The sequence below is a fragment of the Enterococcus sp. DIV0210g genome (genome assembly GCF_050559705.1).
Taxonomy (GTDB): Bacteria; Bacillota; Bacilli; order Lactobacillales; family Enterococcaceae; genus Enterococcus_B; species Enterococcus_B faecalis_A.
This window is the reverse complement of sequence record NZ_CP187903.1, coordinates 1,599,884-1,622,715: the sequence shown is the minus strand read 5'-3', so window position 1 is coordinate 1,622,715 and position 22,832 is coordinate 1,599,884. Positions and strand designations below refer to the sequence as shown.

Sequence of the window (22,832 nt, the reverse complement as noted above, 5' to 3'; positions counted from 1 at the left end):
ATTAGCCAGCATTGTGTTGCTTTAAGATACTGAACGGGGCTTTGCCAGTTCAATTTCTGTTTCATTCATTTATTATTGTAATCATAAACGTACTAATCTATCTCTTCCTTTAATTTTATACTATCTCTATTTAGATTTTTTCAAATATGCACTGTGTGTATCAATCGTTTATCTATTAGGGCAAGGTAAGTTTAATAAATTTTTTTACGAAATGGCCGTCGTCTAATAGCGTTTTTTCCTAACCAAAACGAAAATTGTGATTAATATTAGAAATATATTAAAAGTAATAAGAGTACCAATTCCATTAATGAAATTAATATTGGATGATTTTAAAGGTACAAATCCTGTTCCACCTAAAACTACTTGTTGAAAATCAACATAAGATGTTGGAAGATATTGTATAAAATTATCGTTATTTGCTCCCCCTGATGAAATATTGTAATTCGTAATTAAAAGAGAAAGTAAAAGACCACCTATATTAACCAAATAATTCCCCGTGAATATAGATAAAAAGAAACTTATTAAAATCAAAAGTAAAATCCATAAGATAATAAAAATGATATTTTGATAGAAAAAGGTGGATATTGGCAGGATGGTCACATCATTGTTAACGATGGTTGCGATTGGATAGTTAAAGTTTCCCATACCATTTTTCAGAGCAACAATCAAAGAGACAAGTGCTAAAGGTAAAAGAACGCTCAATGAAGAAAATAGGAAGTACGAAAAAAAACGTACTGCATTTTTGGGAACTAGTCTTTTGGGAAGTAAATTTATTAAAACAATGTATTGCTTTCTTTTCTCATATGAAGTGATCGTTGCAACAAGAATAGCTGAAATAGCGAGAAATAAGATACTAGGAATAGTGCCCGAAAAAATTAGTTCATAATAATTTGCTAAAGGAAGTACCCTAGTATCGTCTAAAGAAACAAGGGGATAGTTTTTTTGGTACAAATAGTTTAATTTAGAAACAACTTTTTTTTGTTCAATAATGGGTATCCCAACGAGTTTTCCAGATAGCATATCTTCCAAGTTTTTTTCTTCAAAAATATATTTGCTTTCGACAATCTTGTTTGTATCTTGCGACTGTAATGCTGATATCACTGCTTCAATGTTCTTATTTGCAATTTTCAGGTCTTCTATGGTTTCTGCGGCTGTGTCATCCTCTTTTATTGCATTAATGGTCTGCTCATTAGCAAATTGATTAGCTTTTAGTTCATCTATCTCACTCCAAGGAACTTCTCTATGAAAAATTACAGGTATCAATAGTAAGAGTGTTAGAACTATAAATGGTAAGTAATTTATCTTATTCTTTAATAAATTTATACATTCAAATTTAAGTAAGCTCATTTTTTATCCCCCATATAATTGTTTGTAGAGTTCCAATATTTCATCCATATTTTTTGTATCTCTTTCTATTTTTCCGTTTTTTAAAAAGATTACTCTGTTACAAATAGCTTGAATATTAGCAATGTCGTGAGAAGAAAAAAGAATGATTTTATTTTTGTAAGCTAAATTTTGAATGATTGCATTAGTAATCTCGATACTTCCAGGATCCAATCCATTTAGAGACTCATCAAATAATAATACAGGTGCATCACTAATCAAGTAAGTTGCTAACAATGCATGCTGTTTCATACCTAATGACATCTTTTTTATAGGAAGAGTAGGATACTGCTGGATTTTTAAGAGATTAATTACTTCATCTACAGCTATTTCGCTCTGCCAATTTTTTTTAATCACTAATAAGTGATCTAAAATATTTAAATGTTCAAATAAATTATTTGAACTCTCTAAATAGAAAAATGAACGTTTGAAATTTAAGGAATGAGGGGAAAAACTATTGATTTCCAATTTTCTATATATTGAGGGTAATAGCTGTGCTATTCCGTTCAACAAAGTTGTTTTACCAGTACCATTCGGAGCAACTAATGCGACTACTTCTCCATCCATAATTGATAAATTTAGATTATCAATTATTTTTTTCTTTCCTCTTTTTATAGTCATACCCTGGATCAAAACCGACATAAAAGCCTCCTTTTCGACTTGCTCCGCTCTTCAAGTCATATAGTAGTGAAAACGAGCGCGGATCCCCGTTATAATGGCTCCAATACTAAAAATACGGACAAATTGTTCGCTATTAGCTATTAAATAAATGAGGGTTTTAGCGCATAAACAAAAAAATCCAGTCATAAGATGCTATCAAGAATTGAGAGAACTATTCAAATTCTCTAGAGATTTATAGTAAGAGACGATAAGTTTAAAATTTGTTTCCATAAAATCATACGTCCTTTTAATTTATTGTATCAATCCAAAAAGAAAGCGCAATCTTTTTCTGCCTGATGTACGGAATGAAGTTCATAAAATTGAATAGTAATATCAGAATTATTTATGTCATTTAATAAAGAAAAATGACATTTAAATCTATATGGGGAATGAAATTCGCACAAAATGAAAAGCGGCAGTTCAGAAAAACCATCCATTTTTTTAAAAATTCTGCAAATTTTTTCGTCAGAAAGTAGGTAAAACTATAAGAATGATGTGTTTTGGATAAAAGAATACTCAAGGAATCAGAGAAACTATTGATTGAATAACAAAAAATTATTATGATAACATATGTAACATTAAATTTTTATAAAAAAGGAGAGAAACAATGAACGAAAAACAATTGCGCTGGTTTACGGTGGCATTGATTGCTTTCAACATGGTTTGGGGCATGGGAAATGTTGTCAATAACTACGCACAGCAAGGAATCTCTGTTATTACATCTTGGCTGCTGATTCTTGCCATTTATTTTATTCCTTATGCACTGATCGTTGGGCAGCTAGGATCTACATTCAAAGACAGCAAGGGCGGTGTCAGCTCTTGGGTCGAAAACACAAGTTCAAATAAACGGTTAGCTTACTATGCGGCTTGGACCTATTGGGTTGTCCACATTCCTTATTTAGCACAAAAACCGCAAGCAATCTTGATCGCAGCTGGCTGGGCAGTACAAGGAAATGGCAATATCGTTAATACGATGTCTGTCCAATTAGTAGCTGTTATTTCTTTGATTATCTTTTTAGCTTTCTTATATCTATCGACAAAAGGACTTTCGACCTTGAAAGTCATCGGCGGTCTTGCTGGAACAGCGATGTTCGTTATGTCGTTATTATTTATTTTGTTAGCAGTAACTGCTCCATTTATTAATCCAAACATGGAATTTGCGACACAGCACATGGATCAGGTCAAAACATATATCCCGAATTTTGATTTTACTTACTTCACGACTGTTTCGATGTTAGTATTTGCTGTCGGCGGGGCAGAAAAAATCTCTCCTTATGTAAACTCTACAAGAAATCCAGCCAAAGAATTTCCAAAAGGGATGATTTTCTTAGCTGCGATGGTAGGTGTTTGTGCCGTATTAGGTTCTGTAGCTATGGGTATGTTGTTTGCCAGCAATAATATCCCTAAAGATTTGATGGCAAATGGCGCGTACAGTGCATTCCAAATCTTAGGTAATTACTATGGTATCGGCAATACATTGATGATCATTTATGCATTGACAAATATGATCGGTCAAATCTCTGCTTTAGCCTTTTCAATCGACGCACCATTGAAAATCTTGTTAGCTGATGCAGACCCAGAATTCGTTCCAAATTGGCTGCGTAAACGTAACCGTAAAGGAACATTAGTAAACGGTTATACATTAACAGGTATTCTTGTCAGCATCATCATCTTGCTGCCGATTTTCGGTATCAAAGATATGAACGAATTAGTTAAATGGCTGACAAACTTGAACTCTGTAGTAATGCCAATGCGTTATCTATGGGTATTCTTAGCGTATATGTTGTTGAACAAAGCTTACAAAAAATTCAATTCTGAATACAAATTTGTCAAAAATCCAAAAGTTGGTTTCTTCTTCGGTGCTTGGTGTTTCGCATTTACAGCTTTTGCTTGTATCTTGGGAATGGTACCGAAAATCGAATATGCTGCAGATCCAAAAGCTTGGTGGTTCCAATTGGTTTCAAATATCATCACGCCAATCGTCTTGATTTTATTAGGCATGATCTTGCCAGCAATCGCACGCAGAGACAAAAACAAAACAATCCAAGAATTGCCTGAAACGAAAACGGCAGTTTAATGGAATACTCAAAAAAGGCTGCCGACAGTAACGTCGCAGTCTTTTTTGCTGTTTTTTAAAAGAAATAAGATAGAAAAAGAAATAAGTTGACAAATACCGTTTACAATTATAAACTTAGATATAAGAAAGATTACTTATGTAAACGAAAGAAGGAGATACCATGGAACAAGTAAAATCGTCTGTGAAAATCAGTGATTCAGAATGGGAAGTCATGCGTGTCATCTGGACATTAGGTCAAACAACTGCACAAGAAATCACCTCTATTTTAGGTGACTCTATGGATTGGAAACCAGCGACTGTCAAAACACTGCTTGGAAGATTAGTAAAAAAAGAAGTGATTTGGACAGAACAAGAAGGAAAAAAATTCATTTATCACCCAGCCATTGCAGAAGATGAGACCGTAAGAAATGCCACCGAAAAATTATTTTCTCAAATCTGTGCGAAGAAAGTCGGCGAAACGATTGCTGATTTGATCGAAAACTCTGTATTGTCAGTAGACGATATCGAAAAAATCCAAGAACAATTGAAACAAAAACAAGGTGTAGCAGAAGTACCTTGCAACTGCATACCAGGACAATGCATCTGTTCTTACCACAAATAAACGATTAGAAAAGAGGAGAAAAGAAATGAAACAACAATTTTCAATCCAAGGAATGAGCTGTGACCATTGCGTACAACGCGTCGAAAAAGCAATCGGTCAACTAGAAGGCGTGCAAAAAGTCAAAGTCAATCTTAAAAAAGAAAAGAGCGTAGTAAAATTCGATGACACACAATTAGCGCCAGAGACAATTGTGGAAGCAGTCAATGAATTGGGTTACCAAGCGGAGGTGCTTTAATGGATAAAGCACCCAGGCTGGAAACATTTGTAATCACTGGAATGACGTGTGCGAATTGTTCTTCTCAGATTGAAAAAGAACTGAATAAACAATCCGGCGTCGTCCAAGCGGTGGTCAATTTTGCTACTGAAAAAGCGAGTATCCAATACACAGACACCACGGCAGAAAAACTGATCCGCAGTATCGAGTCTATTGGATACGGCGCGATTTTATATGATGATATACATAAACAAAAAATCGCAGAAGAAAAACAGGTTTACTTAAGAAAAATGAAAATCGATTTAGTAATCGGCACGATTTTGACTCTGCCGATGATGATTTCAATGATCGCAATGATGCTAGGGGTACATGCGGAGTGGGTCCACTTTTTCCATCTGCCCATTGTTCAACTGATCTTGACGACACCCGTACAATTTTATATTGGAGCGCGGTTTTATGAAGGCGCTTATCATGCGATAAAAAATAATGCTTGGAATATGGATGTCTTAGTAGCATTAGGAACAACAGCAGCATTTTTATTGAGTTTATATAACGGTTTTTGGCATGGCCCTGCGAATGAATTGTATTTTGAAAGCAGCAGTATGATCATTACATTGATCTTGCTGGGCAAATATCTGGAACATAACGCCAAAGCGAAAACAGGCGATGCCATCAAGCAGCTGATGTCTTTGCAATTGAAAACCGCGCAAGTGATAAAAGAAGGCAAAGAATATTCTGTGCCGATCGAAGAAGTGAAAATCAGTGATACAATAGTCATTCGTCCTGGGGAGCAAATCCCAATCGATGGTCGCATTCTTTCTGGAAGCAGCGCAGTGGATGAAAGTATGTTGACGGGTGAAAGTCTGCCCGTGGAGAAAACTGTTGGTGACGCACTATTTGGAGGCACGATCAATACAAACGGGCTGATTCATATGGAAGTGACCCAAATCGGCAATCAAACCGTCCTTGCTCAAATCATTCGAATGGTCGAAGATGCACAAGGTAGTAAAGCGCCCATCCAAAAAATTGCTGATCAGTTTTCGGGGATTTTTGTGCCAATCGTACTTGTCATTGCAGCACTGTCATTTTTACTTACAGGAGTATTGACTCAAGATTGGCAGCAAGCGTTGATCCACAGCGTCTCAGTATTAGTGATTGCCTGTCCTTGTGCATTAGGTCTGGCAACTCCGACAGCCATTATGGACGGAACAGGAACAGGGGCACGCAGAGGAATCTTGATCAAAGGCGGCGAAGCATTAGAAGGTGCAGCACATTTGAACAGTATTTTGCTTGATAAAACAGGGACGATTACAGAAGGAAAACCGCAAGTGACGGATATCCTTGGGTCAAAAGAAGTGTTACCGCTTTTTTATACTTTGGAGCAAGGTTCAGAACATCCATTAGCAAAAGCCGTCATCGAATATGGCAATCAGCAAGGAATCACAGCAAAAGAATTGAGCGACTTTAAAGCATTGCCTGGCGCTGGTGTCTCAGGAATGATTGAAGGAAATGAATATTTTGCCGGAACCAGAAAACGTTTGTCCGAAATGTCTGTCTCATTTTCAGCCTATCAGGAACAAGCACTTCAATTGGAAAAACAAGGCAAAACAGTGATGTTTTTAGCAGATACAGAAACAGTGATTGGACTCATCGCGGTGGCTGATCAAATCAAACCAGATACCAAAGAAGCAATCGAAAAACTTCAGCAGCAAGGACTGGATGTCTTCATGGTCACAGGGGATAATCGGCCAGCAGCCGAAGCTATCGGAAAACAAGTGGGTATCGATCCTGCGCATATTTTTGCTGAGGTATTGCCGGAGGAAAAAGCTGCCTATGTCCAAAAAATCCAAGCATCTGGAAAAAAAGTCGGTATGGTCGGAGACGGAATCAATGACGCGCCCGCTTTAGCTATTGCTGATGTTGGGATAGCTATGGGCAGCGGCACAGATGTCGCGATGGAGACGGCAGAGGTAACCTTGATGAACAGCCGCTTGACCTCTGTGTATGAAACAATCATGCTTTCAAAGAGTACATTAAGAAAGATCAAACAAAATCTTTTCTGGGCATTTGTGTACAATACAGTGGGCATTCCATTTGCAGCATTTGGGATTTTGAATCCAATTATTGCAGGAGCAGCGATGGCGTTTAGTTCTGTCAGTGTTTTATTGAATTCATTGAGGCTGAATGTGAAACATGAATAAAAGATTTTCTTTTTCGAAATTGAATCAAAACCAAATAAAAATCTCTCGAATATCCGAGAGATTTTTTTTATTTATCAGAAATACGCTTGTTTTTTTCCTTCAGCATTTTTTTGATGATGGCATCAAAGTCATTTTTGTATACTGCAAGTTCGGGTTCTCCTATACCGTAGACAGCTTGTTCATAGATTTTCGTTAGCTGGATGAATTTGCCATCTAAAGGATGAACGGATTCAAATTGCTCACTATAGCGGCTCAAACTTTCAGAAGAGGTTCTGGGCATTCTTTTTTCACAGCGAGTCAAAAGCTTGCGATAAGCATTCTGAAAGCTTGTCGTGAAGAAATGAAGATATACCCAATAAGTCAGCCAAGTGAATTTTTTCCAGAAGAAAAGCAAACCAACAGCAATCAGAATGAACACACTGATTTGGAAAATACGTTTACCGTTTTGAGAAAAAGAAGAAGGAGCAGCTGCCGTTTCCTCTTCGGTTTCTGATGCAGATTCTGTTTCAGAAGAAGAACCATCTGCCGCAGCGGATTCGCTCGTCTCTGCTTCGCTTGTTTCGGTGGCTGTCGTTTCTTCAGAAGCAGGAGTATCAGCGGTTGTGCCAGCTGGTCCAGTAAAAGTCGTTGTCGGTTCAAAGGGTATCCAGCCAACACCAGGAAAGAAAACTTCCGGCCATGAATGTGCGTGGCTGTTGCGGATCGTGTAGGTTGATTCTTCATCATTCTCTGTTCGTGTGCCTGTTGAAAATCCTTTCGTCCAGCGAGCCGGAATATCCAGTGTACGAAGCAGAACGACCATGGCAGAAGAAAAGTTGTCACAGTAGCCGACCTTACTGTCAAATAAAAAATAATCAACGTAATCGCGTCCTGAAGGTGTGTGCGGTGTATCGATCCTTGAGTAGCGAAAATCTCCGCTGACATTCAAATACTTTTCAATTGCTTCGGTTTTTTCTAATAAAGTAGCAGAAGAAGCAGTGATTTCTTCTGCTAAATCAGAAATGCGTTCAGGCAAATTTTCCGGAAGCTGCAGATTGTCTTTCTGTGCCTCCAAATCTGCTGGCGATAATTCGATGCTCGCCAGCTTTTCGCGATCCGCATCCAGCCGCGCAACTTCTAACTCGATCGTCAGCGGTATCTCATGCGTCCCGATAATGAAGCGCTGCGTATCCGGCATAAAATAAAACTGCGGCGGGTGGCTTTCTTGGATTTTTTTCAGCTGAAAATTACCATAAGCAAAAGGAAGGTAGGTCAGACTAGGATCGAGTGAAAGTTCGATGGTTTCAGCAGTATCGCTTGTAACAGATTCAAAACTGTTCAAGGAATAAGGCAGAAAATCGATAGGGACAATATTTTTTGCCTCTTCTTCCGTCCAGCCATTTCCTGTATAGATCGATTTATTTTCTACTTTCCAATAACTTTCATTTTCTTGTTTTGCAGTAAAGACTACCTCATTGTTTTCATAAAGAGGTCCGCCTAGCTGCTCATCGTGTTCGCTGAAACCCGTCCTTGCTTGTGTCAGCTGATATTGTTTGATCGTGTCGTATAACCCTTCCTTATTGAAGAATGTCCGTACAGGCTCGCTGCGCTTCTCTAGATACTGATTGATCTCAGGAAAAGAAGCAGGAAGAAGCATACTGACAGCAAAGAGAAAAAGCAGAATCAGGTTACCGATCCAAAAATAACGAGAATGCAGCAAAGAAAAATCAAGATTTTGGAAAAATAAATAATAGCAAAGAAGCACAAGAAGAAAAATCGTTTCTTTCGTCAAATCAAAGTTTCGAAAAACTGCAAGCGACATAAAATAGCCTAAAATGACAATGATCGGCAGTGGCCAAAGATGATAATCGATCATCAGCACAGCGAAGATAAATAAAAGAAGCAAGAGTAAGAAAAGAGAGGTCTTTTCTGGGATATATCCTAATTCTCCAACAAACAGCTGCTGGATCTCCTGAGCGACTTCTTCAAAAAAACGTTGGAGCCAAGCAAATGAAACCTGCATTTTTAAAGGAAAATAAGTATATAACGTGCCTAGAACAATCAGCGCATAGACCGGAAGCCGCAAAAGCTTGGACTGGATGACCAATGAAGCAATAGTGATCAACCCTGCAGCCGCGAACATCGGAAAGGAGCGTGCAATCGTATTTGCCTGCAAAAATGGCGGGATAGCTATAGCGGCTAAAAGAAAATAAAGCAGACCGCGAAGCCAATTGATTTTAAAATGAGTCAAATTCGCACCTCCTAAAATAAGCGGATGTTTTTTTCAGGAGTTTGGATAAAAAAGTCATCTTCCTGAAAATGAAGCAGTGAGACGCTGTTCTTTTTTTTCAACAGAGGTAAAGTCTTTTTTAATAACTGTGAATCTCCTGATGAAAAAATCAAGATATGTTTATTTGTTTCATTAGTTAAAGCAGAAACGTCCAAAAGCGGCTCGGGTTGGACCTGCGCCATGATTTCCGGAGCAGGTGTTTTGGACACTAGATTGCCAAGAATAAGTAATTTTGTGTGATTTTTCAAAGGCCATATTTCTTGAAGTGAATAATACAGATCAAGGCTCTGTTCAAAATATTGCTGATTCTCTCCCCAAAAGCACAAGAGATATTGATGTTCCTTTTCTGTTTCATATTCGCGATACAGCCATTCCTGTGCGTGAGCAGATAATTTCCAATTGATTCGATTGAAAGAATCTCCTGTTTGATATAAGCGATGGCCCGCAATCTCAAAATCCTGTAAATCTGTTTCGGTTACTAGCTGCTGCTGAACCAGGAGCTGAAAGATCAAATGAGCTTTATCCGGCTGAAAAGCTGGCAGTACAGTTGTTGGCAGCGCAAGTTTTTTCTTACGGCTTTTTCGAAAAAAACCTAAAAGATCATAAGCGGTAACCTGGACATCCAGATGATTGTTTTTTCCTCGTTTCTCAGGTATCCATTGAACAGAAAAACTGGTCTGTTTATTTGAAAAAAGCATAAGTTCCTGTTTTTCAGGAAAGACGGCTTCTAAAAAGGTCACTCGGATACGAGGCAGAAGTCTCGAAAGAACAGAAGCAGAAAGCTGACAGTCAATTGCTGTTTTTCTATTTTTATAGACATAAAATGGCATTTCGCAAGTGATTTCAAGTGCTTTAAGCGACGTTGTCAAAGTAATAAAGCTGATCAAGAGATAACAACTTGAAAATAAAAACAGCAGCCAGCCCAATCCGTTATTGAACAAGAAGGCATAGCTGATGATACCAAAGTAAAGCAGGATCAGGGCACCATTTATAAGATAGTTTTTGAGTATATTCATAAGACTCCTTTATTGATGGACAGGAATGGGGACTTCGTTGACGATCGTTTGAAGCAGTGTTTGCTTTTCCTCTTCTGAAAGGTAGGCATCTTGGAACAGTAAGCGATGAAGAAAAACATAAGGCAGGAGCGTTTTTAAATGGTCTGGATGAACAAAAGTTTCGCCTTCTGTCAGAGCATAGGCTTTTGCGGCACGGATAAATGCTTCGCTGCCTCGCGGACTGATGCCTAGCTGGATAGCGGGATGATTCCGTGTAGCAGTGATCAGCTGCAAGGCGTATTCTGCTACTGCCGGAGCAAGGTAGACTTCATCGACCAATTGTTTCAATTCACTGATTTCCTGTTCTTGCAAAACAACAGAGATACGTGCCAAAGTCTGTTCTCTGGAATCTAACAGCAGAGATAACTCTTCTTGAAAAGCGGGATAGCCGATCTGCAAACGGAATAAAAAACGGTCTAATTGAGCTTCTGGCAAAGGGTAGGTACCTTCAAACTCGATTGGATTTTGTGTCGCTAAGACAAAAAAATGGTTTTCCAGCGGATATGTTTGATTATCGATCGTCGCATGTTTTTCTTCCATTGCTTCCAAAAGCGCGGATTGCGTCCGCGGCGTTGTCCGGTTGATTTCATCTGCTAACAAAATCGTCGTAAAAACAGGACCTGGGCGAAATTCGAATTGTTTGCTTTTTTCGTTATAAATCGAGAAACCTAAGATATCACTGGGCAGAAGGTCTGGGGTACACTGGATACGGCTGAAATCACCTTGGATAGCTTTCGCCAATGATTTGATAAGCAAGGTTTTGCCGACGCCAGGAACATCTTCAAATAAAATATGGCCGCCAGCCAATAAAGCAGTAACAGTTAGGCGGATCGTTTCTTGTTTTCCGAAAATCACTTTTTCGATTTCTTGGATCAAACGGTCGGTTTTTTCTTTTGCAGCCGTCGTTTTATTCTCCATTTTATTCTCCTTTTTCATTTGTCCTTTATTTTATTTTAAATGAATGAGAAAATTCTAACAAGTAAAGACGAACAATAGGCGGATTTTTACAAAAATTACGTAGTTGTTCTATTTTTTCTTACATGAAAGTGTATTAAAATTAAAATTCGATAAAAAGCCATGATGCACACAAATGAAAGACTAATTTTGCGTAATTTATAATGACGGGGCCTAAAAAATAAAAAGGAGGTACCAAACAATCAGCAAACTTTCTTGTCTTTGAAAAAAGCATAAAGAACTTTTGGATTGAAATGATTATGAAATGGCAAAAACTACTATCAAAAAAAAGTCAAAATCTCTTTTTGCTGATCAATAAAATGAAAGATCTGACTTGGAAGAAAAAAGAGTTGGCGAATCAACTGGCAGTTGATGTCAAGACGGTGGATCGCTATCTCAAAAGGTTGAATCAAAGTGATTTGCCGATCCAAGTGATTCAAGGAAAAAAGACAATTCGGCTTTTTTATGATCTGGGCTATAATGAGCCGTATCTATTATTTGACTTTTTGACCAAATCTTCTGCTTTTCGTTTATTAACAGATATTGTGTTAAAGAACAATTATCAAAAAAATTACAGTCGGTCGACCCAAGAGCGTCTGCGGATCTGGTTAGGAGAATACCATCTTTCTTTTTCTTATAAACAAAAGAAAATCTTTGGTTCGGACAGAAAAATGCGTTATTTGCTGTTTTGTTTTTTGAAAGATTTCCCCCATTACTTTGTTGATGGACAAGATCAGGCATTTTCAGAACTTTTTATCGACGTATTGAAGCGGAGAAACCAGCTCATCTCGGCAGAAGTGCTAGGCAGCAGAAATTTGATGTTTTACGAGACCTTTCCAGAACTGCTTTTTCGAGAAGAACTGACTTTGCCGAAACAAGTGAAAAATTATCTGTGCATCTTACGGTTAAGCTGCAATATCATCACGGAAAAGAAATGGGAGCGTCTGGAGAAAACCAAAGAATATCAGCGTTTGCTGATTTTGACAGAAAAGCTGGATTCTTTTTTCTGGCTGACAAGTGATTATGAACATTCGAACAAAACCAAATTGACACGCGTCCTTTATCAAGAATGGCTGCGCTATGCGATCGGTATCCAAGATCGATTGTCGAAGGAAGAAATCGAAACATATAAAAGAAAAATCGAAACGTACCCTAATGCAAAAGACAAATTGCTGCAGTTCCAGTTGGCGCTCCAGCAAGGAATATCGGCGCAGGATACAGATTGGGGTTGGCATCTGCTGAAAATGCTGCAAGAAAGAGGATACTTGCAAGTACAGCCGCCAGAACTGAAAATCGTGTTTTTCTTCCGTTTTGATTTCGAAGAAGCAAGACGTTTAGCAGCTTTGCTGGACAAAACACTCAGTCCCAGAAACCGCGTATCGATCCATGTATGTACACGAATGAAACCGCCTTTGTATGCACATTTAGTCATTACTGATCACTTTAGTCCGCTGCACCAAAGAAAAGAACAGAAAACCTACTTTTATCATGCGGAATTAGGGATCGATTATTTTCTTTCGGACATTGACCGCTGGCTCAGAAAAAGCGAGAATAAACATTTTTAGCAAGCAACTTATCCTTTGACTATGCTATAATATTCCTGATTAACAAAGGAGGAGTCAAGCCGGTGACTTTGAAGAAATTAGAAGTTCCTACATCTTCTATAACAGAAGTGAAAAAATCGCCGATGGATGTATTTGCTCAAGCAAGAGAAGCAGAAACAGGCGTATATATCTTCAACCGCGAGAAAATCGCAGGTGTGATGCTGACCCAAGAGCAGTACGAGACATTGGTGCAGGAATTAGAGGATCTTAGAAAATCAAAAGCGAAGAAATCAAGCAGACCTGCTCCGGCGAAAGCAGCGCAGCCGAAAGAACAGACTGCTGCTTCTGCTGAACCTGCTGAGCAAAAAGAAACAGCACCTGAAGCATTGAGCGGACTGGCACAAGCATTACAGCATACATTAGTGACTGGTGCATCTATCTCTGCAAAATTATTAGATGAAAAAATGGTCGCACTAGGCTTTATTACGAAGAAAACAGGCTTTGGCGGCGTGACGGATATGCTTCACGAGCTGACTGAAACAGGGAAAATCAATTATCAGCTGCGCAAGAAACAGGAGCAGCAGACGATTATTGCAGAAGTAATCGGAGAACAGGCAAGCCAATCACAGCTTTTCGATAAGATGATCGTTAAAAAAGTGTATCTGCATACACGCTAGAAGCAAAAGAAACAGTTTTCAAACAATTTGTAAAAAAAAACAGTAATCAGCGTTGTACAAGTGTATTTTTGATTTGTACAGCGCTGATTTCTTAAAAAACAGTTGTTTTTCACCAAATTAACAGAAAAAAATCATAATTTATGAAAAAAATCCAGTTTAGTGATTGGAAATGAATAAAATCTCATGGGGTTTTTTTTGAAAAAAAAGATTTTATCCCTAATTTTTTCAGAAGGAAAATTGTATAGTATCTGTTAGGATGTGTTTTGGAGGGGAAGAAAATGAGAAGTAAACTCGTGAATAGCCGTACTTATTTGCTTTTTTGGTTTATCCCTATCTTGCTCTTGCCTTTTACTTGGGTGAATGCAGTGGTGCAAGATGCTGAAGTGTTAGGAACAATTCATGGAAATGGGCTTTTACTGGTACAAAATTTTCCAACGTTATCATTTTTTTATTTATTCATTAGTATTAGTTTACTTATTCCGAACACTTTTATCCGCACGGACAATTGGAAGCTGCTATGTTTTTCTTGTATGCTGATCTATTTATCGATTTTGGCAATGCTTCCCCGAATCATTATCGGACCGACAGGATTAAGCGAAAGCGGATTAAGAGATTCTTCAAATTATCTTTCTATGTATCTTATCACTATTCGACCGCCGTTTTATCTCGCGATTTTAGCGACGTTCTTCTCGGTAGTGCTGTATTTTATAGCAAATGTTAAATGTCAGGATCTTTCAATAGAAGGAACGAAAAATTAAAAAAAAGCAGATCGGTCATTCCACGGTCTGCTTTTTCTGTTGTAAAAAGAAATCAATGGCGGATCAAGTAGTCAAATGCACCTAATGCAGCAGTAGCACCTGAGCCCATAGAAATAACGATCTGTTTATACGCGCTGTCGGTACAATCGCCAGCAGCGAAGACACCGTCAAGAGAAGTGGCACCATGTTTGTCGACGATGATCTCGCCAGCTGTATTCCTGTCGACTGTGTCAGCTAACCATTCTGTGTTTGGAACCAGACCAATCAATACAAAGACGCCTTCAACTGTCAAAGCGTGTTCTGCTTTTGTTTCCCGATCGAGATAGGTCAATCCTTTGACTCGAGAATCACCGGTGATTGCTTTGGTTTGGACATTGGTCAATACCGTAACGTTTGGGAGAGAAGCCAAGCGCTCCTTCAAAATCGTATCAGCGCTAAGTTCAGGCATGAATTCTAAAACAGTGACATGTTTGACGATCCCTGCCAGATCGATCGCTGCTTCAATTCCAGAATTTCCGCCGCCGACCACAGCGATTTCTTTCCCTTCGAAAAGAGGTCCATCACAATGCGGGCAGTAAGCCACTCCTTTATTTTTGAATTCTTCTTCACCAGGAACCCCAATCATTCGCCAGCGTGCACCAGTTGCTAAAATCGCTGTTTTACTTTTCAGCAGCGTCCCATTTTCAAGAGTAATTTCAACAAATTCATTTTTTGTTAACGAAGCTGCTCGCTGATATTTCAAAAGGTCAACGGAATATCTCTTGACATGTTCTTCGATGGCAGCAGCAAATCGCGGGCCTTCTGTGTTAGGGATACCGATAATATTCTCGATCCCTAAAGTCTCGGTGATTTGTCCGCCAAATGATTCTGCGACAACGCCTGTTCGAATCCCTTTTCTCGCAGCATAAACGGCAGCACTTGCACCAGCTGGACCGCCGCCGATGATCAAGACATCATAAGGTTCTGTTTCCTCAGTGCGGGTTGGAACAGAAGTAGGAGAGTCTTCCAAAAGTGTCAAAATCTCTTCTAAAGAGGAACGACCGCTGGAGAAAAACGCGCCATCTTGATAGACAGCTGGCACCGCTAAAATGTCTTTTGCTTCCGCTTCTTCTTTGAAAAAAGCACCATCGATCATCGTATGAGAGATTTTTGGATTCAAGACGCTCATGATATTCAGTGCTTGAACGATATCTGGACAATTATGGCAAGATAAGCTGACATATGTTTCGAAATGATGGGATTTATCTAAAGCTGAAATTCTTTCGCGAACCGTTTCCTCGATTTTTGGCGGGCGGCCGCTCACTTGCAGCAAAGCTAAAACGAACGAGGTGAATTCATGGCCAAGGGGGATACCGGCAAAAGTGATCCGAGATTCTTCACCTGTTTTTGCTATTGAGAAACTAGGTGTTCTTTCAAGGGGAGCTTCTTCAATAGTGATCTGTTCTGTTAAACTGCCGACTTCTTCGATAAAGGCTTGCAGTTTTTGACCATTTTCTGTTTGATCGGTGCTGACAGTCAATGTAAGAGGCGCTTCTAACATGTTGAGGTATTGTTTCAGCTGTTCTTTGATTTCTTTATCTAACATTGTATCCGCTCCTTAAATTTTGCCTACAAGATCAAGACTTGGTTTCAATGTTTCGCTTCCTTCTTTCCACTTTGCAGGGCACACTTCTCCTGGGTGACTGCGGACATATTGGCCAGCTTTGATCTTGTCGACTAGAATACTTGCGTCTCGCCCGATACCATCAGCGTTGATTTCTGCACTTTGGACAATACCATCTGGATCAATGATGAATGTTCCTCTTTGCGACAATCCTTCTTCTTCATCTAAGACATCGAATAAACGAGAGATTTTTTGACTAGGATCGCCAATCATCATGTATTCGATTTTGCTGATTGCGTCTGAATGGTCATGCCAAGCTTTATGCGTGTAATGAGTATCTGTTGAAACAGAGTAGACTTCAACGCCTAATTTTTGCAATTCAGGATATTGTTCTTGTAAATCTTCTAATTCAGTGGGGCAGACAAAAGAAAAATCCGCGGGGTAAAAGCAGACAATGCTCCAGTGGCCCTTTAGATCTTCAGAAGAGACTTCCGTAAATTCACCTTTATAAAAAGCGTTTGCACGAAATTCTCCAATTTCTTTACCAATCAATGACATTCTTTCTTCCTCCTAGATTAGAATTATTTCGTAATAAAAATCACTACTAAAATTTTCTCGTTTCTAAGAAAAAAAGTCAACGATTTTCGTCATTTAAGCTTATTTTTTTCGGTTTTTTTGACAAAACAGCAGTTTTTATTTCTTTTTAAAGCGGTTTTACAAAAAATTTACATAAATTAACTAGATATTTACAGCATTCATACGGACTGTTTACAGGGGACTGGTACACTGAACTTGTCAGTAAGAAAGGAGACGGAAAATGAAAAAGTGGTTAATTTCTTTAGGAGTCGTAGGAACGTTACTTGCCCTTGCTGGGTGCGGTGGACAAGGAGGATCATCTTCTTCAGGTTCTTCAACAAATGATGAAGTAAAAATCGTTGCAGTAGGCTCAACTGCCTTGCAGCCGCTCGTTGATGCAGCGCAAGAAAGTTTTGTTCAAAATAATCCTAATTATACTATTTCAGTACAAGGAGGAGGCAGCGGTACAGGACTAAGCCAAGTGTCAGATGGCTCTGTAACGATCGGAAATTCAGATATCTTTGCGGAAGACCGAGATGGAATCGATGCAGACGCGCTCGTGGATCATCGTGTTGCAGTTGTCGGTATGGCACCAGTAATCAATAAAGATATTGGCGTAGAAAACATCACACATCAGCAATTGATCGATATCTTTACAGGAAAAATCACTAATTGGAACGAAGTAGGCGGCGCAGACCAAGAAATCAACGTAATCAACCGTGCGAACGGAAGCGGTACACGAGCAACGTTTGAAAAATGGGCATTGAATGACGAAGAACCCATCCAGACACAAGAACAGGATTCTTCCGGTGCAGTTCGCCAAATCGTCAGCCAAACACCAGGTGCTATCAGCTACTTAGCCTTTTCTTACTTAGATGATTCTATTCAAGCATTGTCAATCGATGACGTGGAACCTAAAAAAGAGAATGTGATCGATAACAGTTGGAAAATCTGGGCGTATGAGCATATGTATACAAAAGGAACGCCAGATCCAGAAGTCCAAAAATTCTTAGATTACATGTTGGAAGATGAAGTGCAAAATGGACCAGTTGTCGAACTTGGTTATCTCCCAATCACAGATATGACAGTAGAGCGTGACGTAAATGGAAACGTAACGCCAAAAGAATAATTTTATAAAATAAATACAAAAACCGCGCCGAAGTTGGATTTCGGCGCGGTTTCTTTGTGTTTTTTCTTTCGTCAGCTGGCTGGTTCTTGTTTAGGCAATGTGACTTCAAAAGTTGAACCCACTTGCGGATGGCTGGTCACTTGGATCGTGCCCCCCAGCCGAGTGACATACTCTTTGACAATGGCTAAACCAAGTCCTGTTCCGCCAGAATGACGGCTTCGCGCTTTGTCTACCCGATAAAAACGTTCGAAAATCCGTTCTTGGTCTTCTTGGTCGATCCCCATACCGAAATCTTGGACAGAAAACTGTAATGTTTCTCCTGCAAAATAACGAATGATGATCTTGCTGTTTTCTTTCGAATATTGGATCGCATTTTCTACTAGGTTTTTGATGATTGGATATAGCAGTTCAAGCTGGATCGTAAAAGTACTGTTTGGTGTGCCAGAAAGCTGGATATCCAAATGTTTTTCGTCGATTGCTGGTTGATAGCTTTGAATGATTTGCTGGAACAATACTTCTAGTGAAAGGGTGCGTAGTTCATATGAAGTTTCGCCATTTCTAGATAACTGGATGATTTCTAAAATAAGATCGTTTAATCGAGCGGCGTCTTTCTGCATGATTTTCAAGAAAGCAGTCAAGGTCTCAGGATCATCTTTTGCACCATCCAGCAAGGTTTCCGTAAAGCCCATCAGTGAAGTGACAGGTGTTTTTAATTCGTGGGAGACATTTCCAACAAAGTCTTTTTGCAGTTTTTCCAGCTGTCTGACTTTTGTGAGGTCATAGGCGATTCCCATGATTTGTCCTGTTTCATCTGGCTGCTTGAAATAACGAAGACTTAAATCAAGCGTTTGCTGATTGCTGAAGGTGATTTCCTGCTGCTGGATCGGCGCTTCCGGCGTTACTTGGTGGATCAATTGGATCACTTTCGGTTCTTGGATGACTTCGGTATAGTTTTGTCCGGGCACGAAATGATCTACACCAAGGTGAAGCTGCATTTTAGGATTCAGCAGAAGAAGGTGCTCTTCGTAGTCGATCAGAAAGATACCGATCATCAATTCATTCAGCAAAGTGAAAAATTGCTCTTCGGTCGTGGTATAGGCACGATAGGTCTCGCTTGTTTGTTCGCTTAATGCGTTGATCGTTTGATATAATTCTTCCCATTGATCAGAGGTCTGCATGATAACTTCTGTTCGCTGAGGGTTGGCAACCATTTTTTTCAAGACCGGCAGAATCGTTCGGATCGGCTGGTTTTTTTGGCGGACAAGATAATAGATCACGCAGAACATGAAAAAGAAGACAAAAAGAAAAATCCCGAAAATCCAACGGCGGAAAGAGTCCGTTCGCGGCAAAAAGTTGCTTGTGGCTTCTGCGATACGCAATACACCGACTAGCTTCTCTTTTTGTTTAAGAGGCAATGCGACATAAAGCAGTTCTTTATGCAAAGTATCGCTGACCCGAAGAGAGCTGCCTTGTCTGCTGCCGTTCATTACAGTTTGGATCTCTGGCCGTGAGTAGCGGGTGCCTTTCAAAGAAGGATTGCTGGTATCAAATAAGATCTTACCTTCAGGGTCAAGTAAAGTCAGCCGTTCAGAAGAATCATTGATAAAGCTTTCTAATAGTTCATGATCTTCTTTTGAGTTCAAATGATCTAAATCCAGATGCTGACTCAGCAACTGGACTTTTTTTGATAAATATTCTTCTTGCTGACTGATGATCTGCTGTTTGAAATAATTAGCAATGATTTGCCAGCAGCCAAAAAACAGGCCCACCAGAAGGAGGAGCAAGATGATCGTTTCAGAAGATTTCTTCCAACTCATAGGGCAGGTTCCTGAAATTTATAACCGAATCCTCTAACGGTCACCAAGTATTTTGGATGTTTGGGGTCACGTTCGATTTTTTCCCGCAAATGGCTGACGTGGACATCAACGATTCGGCTTTGTCCAGCGAAATCAAAATTCCAAATCCGTTCCAGCAATGTGTCTCGGTCGATTACACGATCTTTTCGTTTCATAAAATAAACCAGAAGTTCAAATTCTTTAGGGGTCAAATCAATCAGCTGATCAGAGACTCTGACTTGGTAATTCGTTAAATCAGCAGTGATTTTTCCGACTGTCAAATATTCGGGTTCTGGTTCTGCTTTCTCTTTTCGGGGTTCGATTCGGCGGAAGATTGCTTTCATACGTGCCAATACTTCTCGCGGACTAAAAGGTTTCGTCAAATAGTCATCTGCCCCGATTTCCAAACCTAAAATCCGATCAATCTGATCGTCTTTTGCTGTGAGCATCAAAATCGGTGTGTCGATTTTTTCTTGTCGGAGGCGCTGGGTGATCGCCATGCCGTCTATACCAGGGAGCATGACATCTAAAATAATAAAATCAAATGGATGATCCAGTGCGAGGCTAAGGCCTTCTTGACCATCTGCCGCACTCGTTACCTGATACCCTTCTTTTTCAAGGTTGAAAGTCAGCAGTGTAACGATCGAAGGTTCATCATCAACGACTAGGATTTTTTTCATAAGTTCTCCTTTGAATAGTTGGATTCTTTCTCTATTTTAGCATAGAATGCGCGTTAAGGACTATTTTGTCAGCAAAATAAATGATATAATGGACACGCACTTTTGTTGGAAAGAAAGGAAGGACAAGATGATCGGTATCAGCGCGTGTTTGGGCGGCGTACTTTGCCGTTACGATGGGAAAGAAAAAGCTGTTCCTCAGTTGAAACAACTGGTAGAAGAAGGTAAGGCGATCATGGTTTGTCCTGAGATACTGGGCGGTTTGGAAACGCCTCGAGATCCTGCTGAGATCGTTGGCGGCGACGGATTCGATGTTTGGGATGGACGAGCGCGGGTCATGACTTGCAACGGCGAAGATGTGACAGAAGCTTACCAAAAAGGAGCAATCACCGCTTTCCAAAAATTGACAGAGGCTGAAGTAGAGATGGTCATCTTAAAAGCAAAAAGTCCTTCATGCGGTCATGGAATGATCTATGACGGCAGTTTTTCTGGTAAAAACAAAAATGGCTTCGGCGTAGCGTCAGCTTATTTTCTCCAACAAGGACTAAGTGTACTATCTGACGAAGAATGGCTGGAGCAGCAGAGGTGAATCTAGTGGAAATCGAAAAAACAAACCGAATGAATGCTCTATTCGAATTTTATTCGACGCTATTGACGGAAAAACAGATGAATTATATGGAATTGTATTATGCAGATGATTTTTCCCTTGGAGAGATAGCAGAAGAATATGAAGTGAGTCGGCAAGCGGTTTATGATAATATCAAAAGAACAGAGAAGCTTCTGGAAGATTATGAAAGAAAACTGCACCTATTCTCGAATTATATCGTCAGAGAAGAAATCTTAGAAAAAATGACTGCCCATATCGCAGTGCATTATCCAGAAGACGAACTATTGGAAAATCTAATCATGCAGATCCAAGCAATTGAAGAATAAACTAAAGGAATGAGAAAAACATGGCATTTGAAAGTTTGACAGAACGCCTGCAGCAGGCAATGAGCAAATTAAGAAGAAAAGGAAAAATATCAGAGGCTGACGTAAAAGAAATGATGCGGGAAATCCGCCTTGCTTTACTCGAAGCCGATGTTAACTTGCAAGTAGTAAAAGACTTCACAAAACGTGTCAGAGAAAGAGCAATCGGCGCTGAAGTCTTAGAAAGTCTATCTCCAGCCCAACAAATCGTTAAAATCGTTGATGAAGAATTGACGGCAACATTAGGTTCAGAAACAGCCGAATTGAATAAATCACCGAAAATCCCTACAGTTATCATGATGGCTGGTTTGCAAGGGGCTGGTAAAACAACTTTTGCTGGAAAATTAGCTAACCATTTGAAGAAAACGGAAAATGCACGTCCCTTGATGATTGCTGGTGACGTGTATCGTCCAGCCGCTGTCGATCAATTGAAAGTTTTAGGTCAGCAATTGGATGTACCAGTTTTCGATATGGGAACAGATGTTAGTCCAGTGGAAATCGTACGTCAAGGGTTAGAACTGGCTCGAGAAAAGAAAAATGACTATGTATTGATCGATACAGCAGGTCGTTTGCACATCGATGAAGCATTGATGGATGAATTGAAACAAATCAAAGAATTGGCGCAGCCAAATGAAATCCTATTGGTCGTGGATGCTATGACCGGACAAGATGCCGTAAACGTTGCGGATAGTTTCAATCAGCAATTAGGGATCACTGGGGTCGTCATCACAAAATTAGATGGTGACACACGTGGTGGTGCAGCGCTGTCTATTCGTTCTGTTACCGGAGCGCCAATCAAGTTCATCGGTTCTGGTGAAAAACTGACGGATTTGGAAGTTTTCCATCCAGATCGTATGTCCAGCCGTATCCTTGGTATGGGCGATATGCTGACGCTGATTGAAAAAGCACAGCAGGAATATGATGAAAAGAAAGCCGAAGAATTAGCGCAAAAAATGCGTGAGAACAGCTTTGATTTCAATGACTTTATCGAACAATTAGACCAAGTGATGGGCATGGGTCCATTAGAAGATTTGATCAAAATGATCCCAGGTATGAACCAAGTACCAGGAATCGAAAATGTCAAAGTTGATCCGAAAGACGTTGCCCGCAAAAAAGCAATGGTCTTCTCAATGACACCAGCAGAACGTGAAAATCCTGATCTGTTGAATCCAAGCCGCCGCCGCCGTATCGCAGCAGGTTCTGGGAACAGCGTCGTAGAAGTCAACCGCATGATCAAACAGTTCAAAGAATCACGCAAAATGATGCAGCAAATGTCGAAAGGCGATATGAACATTCCAGGAATGGATCAAATGTTTGGTTCAGGGGTCAAAGGAAAACTAGGCAAAATGGCAATGAACCGAATGATCAAGAAAAATAAGAAGAAAAAGAAGAAAAAGAAATAAAAATAAAGAGGTTGTAAAAAAACTGTCCAGCCCCAAGCGATAAGACTCTTTTTTCAGAGAAAATAGCTTCTTACATTTTTTCTGAAAAAAGCTTATCGTCGCAGGGGCTAGCTTTTGAACGCCGTTTATATAGAGATGATGAAAACAATGTTCTGCTTTAAGAAATAAGGATAAAAAAGACAGAAATAACTTATCATATTTTGCTTTTTTAACTTATTTCCGCAACTTAACTTTGTGACCGCCATCT

At 39.6% G+C, this 22,832-nt stretch carries 18 protein-coding genes and 3 pseudogenes; 12 read left to right on the top strand and 9 right to left on the bottom strand.

Annotated features, from left to right (window positions below; translation table 11 throughout):
• Positions 1–222: 222 nt before the first annotated feature.
• Together IGI64_RS07845 and IGI64_RS07840 are read right to left on the bottom strand one after the other, a co-directional pair.
• Positions 223–1,347: an ABC transporter permease gene (locus IGI64_RS07845; protein WP_429940123.1), complete on the bottom strand. Its 1,125-nt coding sequence runs from the start codon at positions 1,345–1,347 to the stop codon at positions 223–225.
• A 3-nt stretch (positions 1,348–1,350) separates the two neighbouring features.
• On the bottom strand, positions 1,351–2,025 hold the full coding sequence (locus IGI64_RS07840) for an ATP-binding cassette domain-containing protein (protein WP_429940122.1): 675 nt from the start codon (positions 2,023–2,025) through the stop codon (positions 1,351–1,353).
• Between the two features lie 625 nt (positions 2,026–2,650).
• Between IGI64_RS07840 and IGI64_RS07835 the strand changes: the two genes are divergently transcribed.
• The 4 genes from IGI64_RS07835 (at position 2,651) to IGI64_RS07820 (ending at position 7,136) form a co-directional block, all read left to right on the top strand.
• Positions 2,651–4,120 (top strand): amino acid permease, encoded by a 1,470-nt coding sequence (locus IGI64_RS07835; RefSeq protein ID WP_016625480.1) that lies wholly within the window; start codon positions 2,651–2,653, stop codon positions 4,118–4,120.
• A 160-nt stretch (positions 4,121–4,280) separates the two neighbouring features.
• Positions 4,281–4,721, top strand: a complete 441-nt coding sequence (locus IGI64_RS07830; protein WP_016625481.1) for a CopY/TcrY family copper transport repressor — start codon at positions 4,281–4,283, stop codon at positions 4,719–4,721.
• 25 nt (positions 4,722–4,746) lie between these two features.
• Positions 4,747–4,956, top strand: coding sequence for a copper chaperone CopZ (copZ, locus tag IGI64_RS07825; protein ID WP_429940121.1), 210 nt, complete (start codon positions 4,747–4,749; stop codon positions 4,954–4,956).
• Complete coding sequence (locus IGI64_RS07820; RefSeq protein ID WP_429940120.1) at positions 4,956–7,136, top strand: heavy metal translocating P-type ATPase; 2,181 nt, start codon at positions 4,956–4,958, stop codon at positions 7,134–7,136. The genes copZ and IGI64_RS07820 overlap by 1 nt, the downstream gene beginning before the upstream one ends.
• 67 nt (positions 7,137–7,203) lie before the next feature.
• Here IGI64_RS07820 and IGI64_RS07815 read toward each other — a convergent pair whose 3' ends face one another.
• Genes IGI64_RS07815 through IGI64_RS07805 form a run of 3 tightly spaced genes read right to left on the bottom strand, consistent with a single transcriptional unit; the run spans position 7,204 to position 11,378 of the window.
• Positions 7,204–9,366 carry a transglutaminase-like domain-containing protein gene (locus IGI64_RS07815; RefSeq protein ID WP_429940119.1) on the bottom strand — a complete coding sequence of 721 codons (2,163 nt, stop codon included), beginning with the start codon at positions 9,364–9,366 and terminating at the stop codon, positions 7,204–7,206.
• Between the two features lie 11 nt (positions 9,367–9,377).
• Positions 9,378–10,421, bottom strand: a complete 1,044-nt coding sequence (locus tag IGI64_RS07810; protein WP_429940118.1) for a DUF58 domain-containing protein — start codon at positions 10,419–10,421, stop codon at positions 9,378–9,380.
• A gap of 9 nt (positions 10,422–10,430) precedes the next feature.
• Positions 10,431–11,378: an AAA family ATPase gene (locus IGI64_RS07805; RefSeq protein ID WP_429940117.1), complete on the bottom strand. Its 948-nt coding sequence runs from the start codon at positions 11,376–11,378 to the stop codon at positions 10,431–10,433.
• Positions 11,379–11,674: 296 nt separating this feature from the next.
• On the opposite strand from IGI64_RS07805, the gene IGI64_RS07800 reads away from it, so the two are divergent.
• From IGI64_RS07800 to IGI64_RS07785, 4 genes and pseudogenes are all read left to right on the top strand, one after another.
• Positions 11,675–12,979 carry a hypothetical protein gene (locus IGI64_RS07800; protein ID WP_429940116.1) on the top strand — a complete coding sequence of 435 codons (1,305 nt, stop codon included), beginning with the start codon at positions 11,675–11,677 and terminating at the stop codon, positions 12,977–12,979.
• Positions 12,980–13,041: 62 nt separating this feature from the next.
• Positions 13,042–13,231, top strand: a pseudogene (locus IGI64_RS07795) (type II toxin-antitoxin system Phd/YefM family antitoxin); the annotation flags it as partial.
• Positions 13,232–13,353: 122 nt separating this feature from the next.
• Positions 13,354–13,635 (top strand): annotated as a pseudogene (locus IGI64_RS07790) (type II toxin-antitoxin system Phd/YefM family antitoxin); the annotation flags it as partial.
• Positions 13,636–13,913: 278 nt separating this feature from the next.
• Positions 13,914–14,393, top strand: a complete 480-nt coding sequence (locus IGI64_RS07785; RefSeq protein ID WP_429940115.1) for a hypothetical protein — start codon at positions 13,914–13,916, stop codon at positions 14,391–14,393.
• A 52-nt stretch (positions 14,394–14,445) separates the two neighbouring features.
• On the opposite strand, the gene ahpF is transcribed toward IGI64_RS07785, so the two are convergent.
• Together ahpF and ahpC are read right to left on the bottom strand one after the other, a co-directional pair.
• Entirely contained in the window at positions 14,446–15,978 is a 1,533-nt protein-coding gene (ahpF, locus tag IGI64_RS07780) for an alkyl hydroperoxide reductase subunit F (protein ID WP_429940114.1), read from the bottom strand.
• A gap of 12 nt (positions 15,979–15,990) precedes the next feature.
• On the bottom strand, positions 15,991–16,554 hold the full coding sequence (gene ahpC / locus IGI64_RS07775) for an alkyl hydroperoxide reductase subunit C (RefSeq protein ID WP_016625492.1): 564 nt from the start codon (positions 16,552–16,554) through the stop codon (positions 15,991–15,993).
• Positions 16,555–16,813: 259 nt separating this feature from the next.
• On the opposite strand from ahpC, the gene IGI64_RS07770 reads away from it, so the two are divergent.
• Positions 16,814–17,701, top strand: coding sequence for a phosphate ABC transporter substrate-binding protein PstS family protein (locus tag IGI64_RS07770; protein WP_016625493.1), 888 nt, complete (start codon positions 16,814–16,816; stop codon positions 17,699–17,701).
• Between the two features lie 71 nt (positions 17,702–17,772).
• Here the strand turns inward: IGI64_RS07770 and IGI64_RS07765 are convergent, their stop codons facing one another.
• Positions 17,773–19,518 carry an ATP-binding protein gene (locus IGI64_RS07765; RefSeq protein WP_429940113.1) on the bottom strand — a complete coding sequence of 582 codons (1,746 nt, stop codon included), beginning with the start codon at positions 19,516–19,518 and terminating at the stop codon, positions 17,773–17,775.
• Positions 19,515–20,216: a response regulator transcription factor gene (locus tag IGI64_RS07760; RefSeq protein WP_016625495.1), complete on the bottom strand. Its 702-nt coding sequence runs from the start codon at positions 20,214–20,216 to the stop codon at positions 19,515–19,517. The genes IGI64_RS07765 and IGI64_RS07760 overlap by 4 nt, the downstream gene beginning before the upstream one ends.
• A 127-nt stretch (positions 20,217–20,343) precedes the next feature.
• Between IGI64_RS07760 and IGI64_RS07755 the strand changes: the two are divergent.
• The 3 genes and pseudogenes from IGI64_RS07755 to ffh form a co-directional block, all read left to right on the top strand.
• Positions 20,344–20,836: pseudogene (locus IGI64_RS07755) on the top strand (DUF523 domain-containing protein); the annotation flags it as partial.
• A complete protein-coding gene (locus tag IGI64_RS07750; RefSeq protein ID WP_429940112.1) occupies positions 20,808–21,146 on the top strand; it encodes a putative DNA-binding protein in 339 nt (112 codons plus the stop codon). The pseudogene IGI64_RS07755 and the gene IGI64_RS07750, both read left to right, overlap by 29 nt.
• A 20-nt stretch (positions 21,147–21,166) precedes the next feature.
• The gene (gene ffh, locus IGI64_RS07745; protein ID WP_016625498.1) at positions 21,167–22,585 is read left to right on the top strand and encodes a signal recognition particle protein; all 1,419 of its coding nucleotides are present in this window, start codon (positions 21,167–21,169) and stop codon (positions 22,583–22,585) included.
• Positions 22,586–22,832: the final 247 nt, after the last annotated feature.